Genomic DNA, 7691 nt, shown 5'->3' on the forward strand with positions numbered 1-7691 from the left:
TTTTTGGACAGAATGGTAATACCGCGCTCGCGCTCGATGTCGTTGGAGTCCATTACACAAATCGGCACTTCCTCACCTTCGCGGAAAACACCAGATTGTTTCAAAAGGGCATCAACAAGGGTTGTTTTACCGTGGTCTACGTGCGCGATGATGGCTACGTTACGAATGGGAATGCTCATAAATTGGGGAGTTAGGACTCTAGTACGATCCGATCTAAGCGACAGAAATTTACTAATCTTTGTAAATATCTATGAATAATTGTACCCGATCGTGGGTACCGTTGCCGTTCGGGAATTGCGATCGGGCGAAGCCCACGCTTCGCGAACGAGATCCTCATGGGGGAAGAGGTAAGAGGTAAGGGGTAAAAGGTAAAAGGTAAGAGGTAAGAGGTAAAAGGTAAAAGGTAAAAGGTAAAAGGTAAAAGGTAAAAGGTAAGAGGTAAGAAGATTGGGATCGCATGAAAATCCCCTCCCAGGAGGGGTGCCCAGCGGGCGGGGTGGGTTAGGTCTATGCTACGCACCCAATATCTTCTGTCGATCGCCCAATACAGACCCTGTCTTCGCCATCTGCGTAAAACCAACTGCTATCTCGATCGGTTTGTAGCGGAGATCCGACCCACCCCGCCCTACGGGCACCCCTCCTGGGAGGGGATTTGCTGCGTAAATTTTGGTGATTTGGAAAGGATCGATCGAGTAAAGATGATAGATTAGAGTAAAGTGACACCAATCCTAACCGAAATGGCACCCCGATCGAGGACAGGAAAACTAATGCAAGGATTATTTGGGCGGTTTGGCAAGCAGAAACCAGCACAGCCCACGATCGATCTGGCTAGTATCCGACAGCAGCGGCAATCCCGATCGGAATTTCAAGATGCGATCGATTCTTCGCAGCAAGATTGGGGCAACGATCGTCTTGAAGAAAAGGACTTGCCGATCGCCAATAGATTCGATACTGATGATGAGGAAACCAATTGGGATGATGCCGAAACACTCGGTAATGACAATAATCCGCTCGTCCCGCTCAGCGCTCGCCAGCCGCTGTACGCTCAACCAGTCGCCCCCATAGTTGCACCGACGCTACCACCAACCTCCGATCTCGATGAGTGGGATGAAGCACTCCCCGCAGCGACAGTTCAAAGTAGTCATATTCAAGAAGCCCGCCGCAGCAAACAGCGCAAATTTCTATCGCCAAATGAAGATATTTGGGATGACGACATAACTGGGAGCCAAGAAAATATCGATTCGGTCTTCTCAGCTAGCGGTAATTTAAAACCCACCGCGTTTAGCACTGACGAGCCAACAAATCAGCCCCGCCGTAACTATGTTAGCGGCTTGTGGACTGGCACATTAGATCGATTTCGGCGGTTATTACCTGCGCCCCTCCGCCAGCTCTCTGAGGCGATTTTGATAGCGATCTTGGTCGCGATCGTGACTGTGGGGATCTGGTTTGTCGATGGCTTTTTTGTGCCGGGAATCGATCGATCTGTCACAGCGCCACCGCCCACACCGCTTGTCATCGCCCCCATTAATTCCGATCCCAAAATTAGTCCCGAACAGGCGTTTACCCAAGCAATTCAATCTCAACTGAGCGAGATTACCAGTCAGTATCCAGACAATATCATCGAGATGCTGAATATTGACATCGATCGCGATCGGCTGATCGTTCAACTAGATCCTAGCTGGTATACACTCGACGACGATCGCCAAAATACACTAACCGATCGGATGTGGCTCCAAGCCCAGTCCCATCATTTTACCAAACTAGAAATTCGCGACAGTCAAGGAGTCGCGATCGCGCGGAGTCCAGTAGTGGGTAAGCATCCGATTATTTTACAGCGGCGTAGCAGCTAAAAAGCAGTTATGGCAACCGCCAAGGCGGTTAGGACACAGCGATTGAAATCGCCGCTCGGAATGCAAAGTCCGCCTACGCGGACTAATTAACGTCAGTTTCTCCTAGCGGAGAGGCTACGCCAACGGGATAAGAGGAGCCTAGAGACTGGAAGTTTCGGCACATGCAAGCAAAGTCCGCCGAATCTGTACTGAATATCTTAGTCCGCGAAGGCGGACTTTGTATCACTAGCACCGATTTCAATCGAGTGCGGTGCAAGAGCGGAGCTAATATGCTTAACCCGAACTGACGTTAATTAAAAAACGTCCTAACGATCTTGGCTATTGCTATAAAACATCGAGATATAATATTCAAAACTGCCAGCTAATTATTACAACTGTTTGGAGGTTCTATGACAATCTCTCCGCTTCAGTCACAACCCCTCAATCTCAGCAGTCTTAGGCTTACTGACGAACAGTTTTATCAACTCTGTATTACCAACCCAGAACATCCGCTCGAACTAACTAGTGAAGGAGTACTTATCGTCATGCCTCCAGTTGGCGGTGACAGTGGCAATCGCGAAGCAGATTTATTAATCGATCTAGGAATTTGGAATCGACAAACACAATTAGGGAAAGTATTTAGCTCCTCTACCATTTTCAAACTTCCGCTGGGAAGTCAGAGATCGCCTGATGCAGCTTGGGTTGAACTGTCTCGTTGGAATGCGCTATCTGCTGACGATCGATCGAAGTTCCCCCCGCTTGCTCCAGACTTTGTCATCGAGCTACGTTCTCGCACCGATAAACTCTCAGATCTCCAAGAGAAGATGCTGGAGTATCGGGAAAATGGTGTCCGACTGGGGTTGTTAATTAATCCTCAAGATCGGATTGTGGAAATCTATCGGCTCGATCGAGCTGTCGAAGTCATCGCATCGGGAAGTTCGATCGATTGTGATGACGTGCTACCTGGATTTAGCTTAGATTTGACGAAAATTTGGTGAAAGCGTTTGGCGCATCGAATAACAACACATACAAAGAGATCGCTTAGTCGGACTGAAAAATCACCTCGGTATCGCGGGCACCATGCAACACCCTGATAACATCAATACCATCTTCAAGCGGAAAATAAAAAATTAGATAATTGCTCACTGAAAAACTCCGCAATTTGGGTATCAGCTCGTCTCGACTCGCGCCCATTTGCGGAAATTGAGACAGGGACACCAATTTTTCTTGAATTCGATCTAAAAGTCTATCCGCAGCTTCGGGGCTGTCTTGCGCGATGTACCACCAAATATCCTCAAGATCGGTTGCGGCTTCTGGACGCTTTAATAACTGCACCATCTAAATTTGCGCGTCCTGTTGTCGAGCTGTCAGCCGCTGACGACCATTTGCTTTAATTTCTTCGATATCTAGTGATGTTGCCTCACCGCTATCTATCCCTTTTTGAATTTCGCGTCTGAGTTCCTCAACGCGGATTTGACGCAAACTGTCGCGCTCTTCAAGGAGACGCAGCGCATCCCGCATGACTTCACTCGCCGAGTTGTAAAGACCGCTCTCAACTTTGCTTTTGACAAGATTTTCAAAATGAGGTGTCAGCGAAATGTTCATAATGCTTGCTACTCAGGATTAAGCCAATAATAACAGAAAATAGCAATGATTGTTATTTACGGTCAGGAAGTCGCATCGCGCGGAGTCCATTAGTGGGTAAGCATCCGATTATCTTCCAACGACGACAGAATTAGTCATCTTTGAATTTCTGGTTTGAGAGTAACTAAAATAAAACATCAGCCAAGTTTACTGGGGTCATTTCTCAAACCCGTAAATTTGGCTGGTGCTTTAAGTAGTCTGAGATTTACAGTTTGTTAGTTGCTTTCAATCTTTTTCTGGTGCGATATGCTGCGGTAGCTCCGATCAGAGTACCCACGATCGTGAAAGGTTCGGGAACGGCAGTAGTAGGAGCGCCAGGAGTAACACTTCCAAAAGTCACGTCATCAAGCACAATTTGGTTTGCAACACCCGCAAAGCCGATAGACCGGGCTGTACCTGCAAAGCTTACGCCAACAGGAGCAAATGGACAAAATCCAGCATTATAACCAGGGCAACTGCCAGTAGTTATTGGCAAACCTAGAGTAGCAAGTAAACCACCTGTTCCGTTCAAGCCATCATAGACACTTATTGAACCTGGATTATTAATTGCCGCGTAAAAGAGCGAGAAACCAGTATCAAAACCATTGGCATAGTTGATGAATGTCTGTGTTCCACTGAGAAAGATTAATCCTCCATTTTGGGAGCTGGGATCTCCTAGCCCACCTCGTGATGTATTGGAAACGCCAGGATTTGACAATGTATTTAAACTAAGAGCTGACGCGTTTGGGGAAAACGTCACGCCATAGTCTACTCCAGAGGTACCACTACCGCTAGTGCCACCGTTATAAAAATTATTTATGCTAGTGTTATTACTACCCCCCGCAACATCTATACCTTCAAAATTTAATGAAATAGTTGCTGCTTGAGATTTTGGTACGGCAACTAAAGCAGTTGCTAATGCGACTGTAATACCTGCAAACTTGGTAAAACTGGATAAAGTAATCATGAATTGATTGAGGTAGTTAGGTGAGCGAATGATAGGACAATGTCATATTCAATAGATTTAGAAATTCAGACTATGTTCACTATGGAGGCATGAATCTTTTTCCGCACAGCTATATTTTCTAAAGCTGTACCCAAAATCTTACTAACATGAAATAAATTTACTTTGCGCGTAGTGTATGGCTAAATCTCTCAAGATACTACCAAGTTCGACTGAAGCCTGATTCAGTACAATGGCTTATTATTTAACCTCATTAAATGTCAATTAGTCTTGAATTCCACATCAGCTCATGGTTGTAAGTAACTTGGAATAAATAAAAGTTAAGTAAAATGGCTGATTTATTAAATCGATCCAGGCATCTCAGCAGACAACATTAATACTCAATTTGTAAAGTCGAACACATTTCAAAATACATACAAAAAAATGACAGATCTGAAGATAATTTACAAAATCTTCAGCTCTGCCGATTGTTTCGATCGAGACTAACTAATCAAAAAACCTACTTACATTTTGTTAGTATCTTTAATTTTCTTTCTCATGCGTAATGCTGCTGTACCACCAACGAGGGTACCCACGATCGTGAAAGGTTCGGGGACAGCGGTAGCACCAGGATCGGGAGTAATGCTGCCAAATGTGATGTCATCAAAGACAATCTGATCTGCTACGCCAGCAAAACCGATCGATCTAGCCGTCCCAGTGAAACCAACACCACTAGCTACAAATGGGCAAAATCCAGCATTATATCCAGCGCAGAGGCTGGTAGTTGTTGGTAAATTTAGACTAGCAAGCAGATTACCCGATCCATTAATGCCATCAAAGACACTGATACTTCCTGGATTATTGATTGCGGTGTACAGGAAGGAAAAGCCAGTATCAAAACCTGCACTATAGTTTAAAAATGTCTCTGCCCCATCGAGAAATACGAGTCCTCCTCTCTGGGAATTGGGGTTTCCTTGTCCACCGCGTGAGGTATTAGAACAACTTTCTGAGAGCGTATTTAAGCATAAAGCGAGGGCATTGTCTGAAAAGGTGACACCTAAATTAGTACCAGAAGTACCAACACTGCTATTGCCACCATTATAGAAGTCGTTGATATTAGCTGTTGGAGTCCCAGTCGGCAAGATATTTTCAAAGTCAATCACAGTAATCGTTGCAGCTTGAGATTTTGGTGCAGCAATTAAAGTTGTTGCGAGTACTGCCGAGATCCCGGCAAACTTAATAATGTTGGATAAAGTAATCATAAAGTCGATTTAGGTGGTGTGAGTGTCGATACCCCACAATCCTATCAACCACGATCGAGATCGAGTTCGGTACAATGGCTCGTTAGCAATCTGGATTAGGTAAACAAAAGGCTTAATTTGACGAGCTTTATGTCTACCTTTCCTAATTTTGCCAATATTTAAATCGGTAAGAAGTAGAAAGCCGCAGCTAAGATTAGATAAGTTGCTAGCAATAATACTCCTTCTAACCAATTCGATCGACCATCCAAACTAATCAAATTTGCGACAATTACGGCGACACCGACAGCGACAATTTCAAAGGGATTAAAATTGAGATCCATCGGTTGACCGATCGCGTATCCGACCAATACCAACATCGGAGCCATTAATAAGGCAACGAGTAGACTCGAACCCATCGCCACCGATACCGACAAATCCATATTGTTTTTGATCGCTACACCCACGGCTGTGACATATTCCGCTGCACCGCCGACTAAAGGTAATAAAATCACACCTGTAAATAACGGTGTTAATCCCAATCCTTTGGTTGCTGATTCGACTACGCCGACAAACATTTCTGATTCATATGCAACTGCCAAGGTAGAAACGACTAAAATACCCAACCATAAACGTAAATCTGGCTTGTGCCCGGTCGCTTCGACATCTAGCTCAACCAAACCAACATCATACAAATAGCTGTGCGTTTTGAGCGAAAATAGTAAGGTCATCACGTACACTGCAATTAAAATAACAGCAACGGCGATCGAGAGTTTTTCGACCGCAAAGGCATCAGATTTGCTAGCAGAATAAAACGCCATCGTGGGGAGTAAAATCGCAATTACTGCCAGAGTCATCGAAGAACCGCTGACTTGAGCCACAATCGGTTTAAATTCTTGTTCCTTGAATTTCAAGCCACCCAAAAACATCGACAATCCCATCGCCAATAGCAAGTTACTAATAATCGTCCCGGTGATACTGGCTTTGACGATATCGATCAAGCCCGCTTTGAGTGCGACTAGCCCGATAATCAACTCCGTAGCATTGCCAAATACGGCGTTTAGCAGCCCGCCTACGGCAGGGCCAGTGACGATGGCTACTTCCTCCGTCGCGGTACTCAACCAGATGGCTAGGGGCACGATCGCCAGCGCTGAGGTGATAAATACAGTCAAGTCCCCCCAGTGCAAATATTCCGCCGCAATAGAAATCGGTACAAAGACGAGCAACCCGAACGACAGAATTTTTTTGATAGACATAGGGGGCTTAGAGCTAGATGGCTAATAATGAACAGGTAGAGACTTAGACCGAGTACTATTCCAAATTTTATCGCTCGATCGAGCATCGCGATATGCTGGGGCAATACATTGAGTCGATCGATTGAGATCGAAGACTATGTATCAAACATCCGCATAATATGCCAAAATTTGTAACAGTATATTAATAATTCCCTAATATTAAAATTAAATTTATGAACGAGTCAGAACGAGACATTCCCGCCAGCCCACAGGAGTCCGCACCGACTACCGAGACCCAGCCCAAGGTCGTAGCTGGCACCACTGATGACGATCGATTTGAATGCCGCGCCTGTGGCTACACGTACAATCCCAATAAGGGCGACCCTACCCGAAAGATCATCGCGGGTACACCTTTTACCGTCCTACCGATCACCTGGAAATGTCCCACCTGTGGTGCCAAAAAGGCGGTATTTATGAATGTCGGGACGACTACCACTTACGGATTCAAAGAAAACCAGACCTACGGATTTGGGGTCAATGGGATGTCTCCCGGACAAAAAAGTATCCTGATCTACGGCGGACTGATGCTCGGCATCATTATTTTTATTAGTTTATATACATTGAACTAGGGATGAGGAGTAATGGGTAATGGGTAATGGGTAAGAGGTAAAAGGTAATGGGTAAGAGGTAAGAGGTAAGAGGTAATGGGTAATGGAAGTGTATCGTAATTTCGTATTCTCCCCAACTCCCCAACTCCCCATCTCCCCATCTCCCCAACTCCCCATCTCCCCAACTCCCCATCTCCCCATCTCCCCATCTCCCC

At 45.5% G+C, this 7691-nt stretch carries 9 protein-coding genes; 3 read left to right on the top strand and 6 right to left on the bottom strand.

Going from position 1 to position 7691, the window contains the following annotated elements:
- Positions 1-179 (bottom strand): GTP-binding protein (locus RMO52_RS19585; RefSeq protein ID WP_310417617.1); only part of this gene is annotated, 179 nt, incomplete at its 3' end.
- A gap of 588 nt (positions 180-767) precedes the next feature.
- On the opposite strand from RMO52_RS19585, the gene RMO52_RS19590 reads away from it, so the two are divergent.
- Together RMO52_RS19590 and RMO52_RS19595 are read left to right on the top strand one after the other, a co-directional pair.
- On the top strand, positions 768-1850 hold the full coding sequence (locus RMO52_RS19590) for a hypothetical protein (protein ID WP_310417596.1): 1083 nt from the start codon (positions 768-770) through the stop codon (positions 1848-1850).
- A 389-nt stretch (positions 1851-2239) separates the two neighbouring features.
- Entirely contained in the window at positions 2240-2827 is a 588-nt protein-coding gene (locus RMO52_RS19595) for a Uma2 family endonuclease (RefSeq protein WP_310417599.1), read from the top strand.
- 43 nt (positions 2828-2870) lie between these two features.
- On the opposite strand, the gene RMO52_RS19600 is transcribed toward RMO52_RS19595, so the two are convergent.
- From RMO52_RS19600 to cax, 5 genes are all read right to left on the bottom strand, one after another.
- Complete coding sequence (locus RMO52_RS19600; RefSeq protein WP_310417602.1) at positions 2871-3167, bottom strand: type II toxin-antitoxin system RelE/ParE family toxin; 297 nt, start codon at positions 3165-3167, stop codon at positions 2871-2873.
- Positions 3168-3434 carry a type II toxin-antitoxin system ParD family antitoxin gene (locus RMO52_RS19605; protein ID WP_310417605.1) on the bottom strand — a complete coding sequence of 89 codons (267 nt, stop codon included), beginning with the start codon at positions 3432-3434 and terminating at the stop codon, positions 3168-3170.
- A 244-nt stretch (positions 3435-3678) separates the two neighbouring features.
- Entirely contained in the window at positions 3679-4419 is a 741-nt protein-coding gene (locus RMO52_RS19610) for a hypothetical protein (protein WP_310417608.1), read from the bottom strand.
- A 500-nt stretch (positions 4420-4919) separates the two neighbouring features.
- A complete protein-coding gene (locus RMO52_RS19615; RefSeq protein ID WP_310417611.1) occupies positions 4920-5657 on the bottom strand; it encodes a PEP-CTERM sorting domain-containing protein in 738 nt (245 codons plus the stop codon).
- A 158-nt stretch (positions 5658-5815) separates the two neighbouring features.
- On the bottom strand, positions 5816-6889 hold the full coding sequence (gene cax / locus RMO52_RS19620) for a calcium/proton exchanger (protein WP_310417614.1): 1074 nt from the start codon (positions 6887-6889) through the stop codon (positions 5816-5818).
- 212 nt (positions 6890-7101) lie between these two features.
- Between cax and RMO52_RS19625 the strand changes: the two genes are divergently transcribed.
- Positions 7102-7497 (top strand): rubredoxin, encoded by a 396-nt coding sequence (locus RMO52_RS19625; protein ID WP_309744271.1) that lies wholly within the window; start codon positions 7102-7104, stop codon positions 7495-7497.
- Positions 7498-7691 lie beyond the last annotated feature (194 nt).

Source organism: Chamaesiphon sp. OTE_8_metabat_110 (assembly GCF_031382685.1).
Lineage (GTDB): Bacteria > Cyanobacteriota > Cyanobacteriia > Cyanobacteriales > Chamaesiphonaceae > Chamaesiphon.

Coding starts and splice junctions, on each gene's coding strand:
- RMO52_RS19600 (WP_310417602.1), bottom strand. CDS start 3,167: ATGGTGCAGTTATTAAAGCGTCCAGAAGCCGCAACCGATCTTGAGGAT.
- RMO52_RS19595 (WP_310417599.1), top strand. CDS start 2,240: ATGACAATCTCTCCGCTTCAGTCACAACCCCTCAATCTCAGCAGTCTT.
- RMO52_RS19610 (WP_310417608.1), bottom strand. CDS start 4,419: ATGATTACTTTATCCAGTTTTACCAAGTTTGCAGGTATTACAGTCGCA.
- RMO52_RS19605 (WP_310417605.1), bottom strand. CDS start 3,434: ATGAACATTTCGCTGACACCTCATTTTGAAAATCTTGTCAAAAGCAAA.
- cax (WP_310417614.1), bottom strand. CDS start 6,889: ATGTCTATCAAAAAAATTCTGTCGTTCGGGTTGCTCGTCTTTGTACCG.
- RMO52_RS19590 (WP_310417596.1), top strand. CDS start 768: ATGCAAGGATTATTTGGGCGGTTTGGCAAGCAGAAACCAGCACAGCCC.
- RMO52_RS19615 (WP_310417611.1), bottom strand. CDS start 5,657: ATGATTACTTTATCCAACATTATTAAGTTTGCCGGGATCTCGGCAGTA.
- RMO52_RS19625 (WP_309744271.1), top strand. CDS start 7,102: ATGAACGAGTCAGAACGAGACATTCCCGCCAGCCCACAGGAGTCCGCA.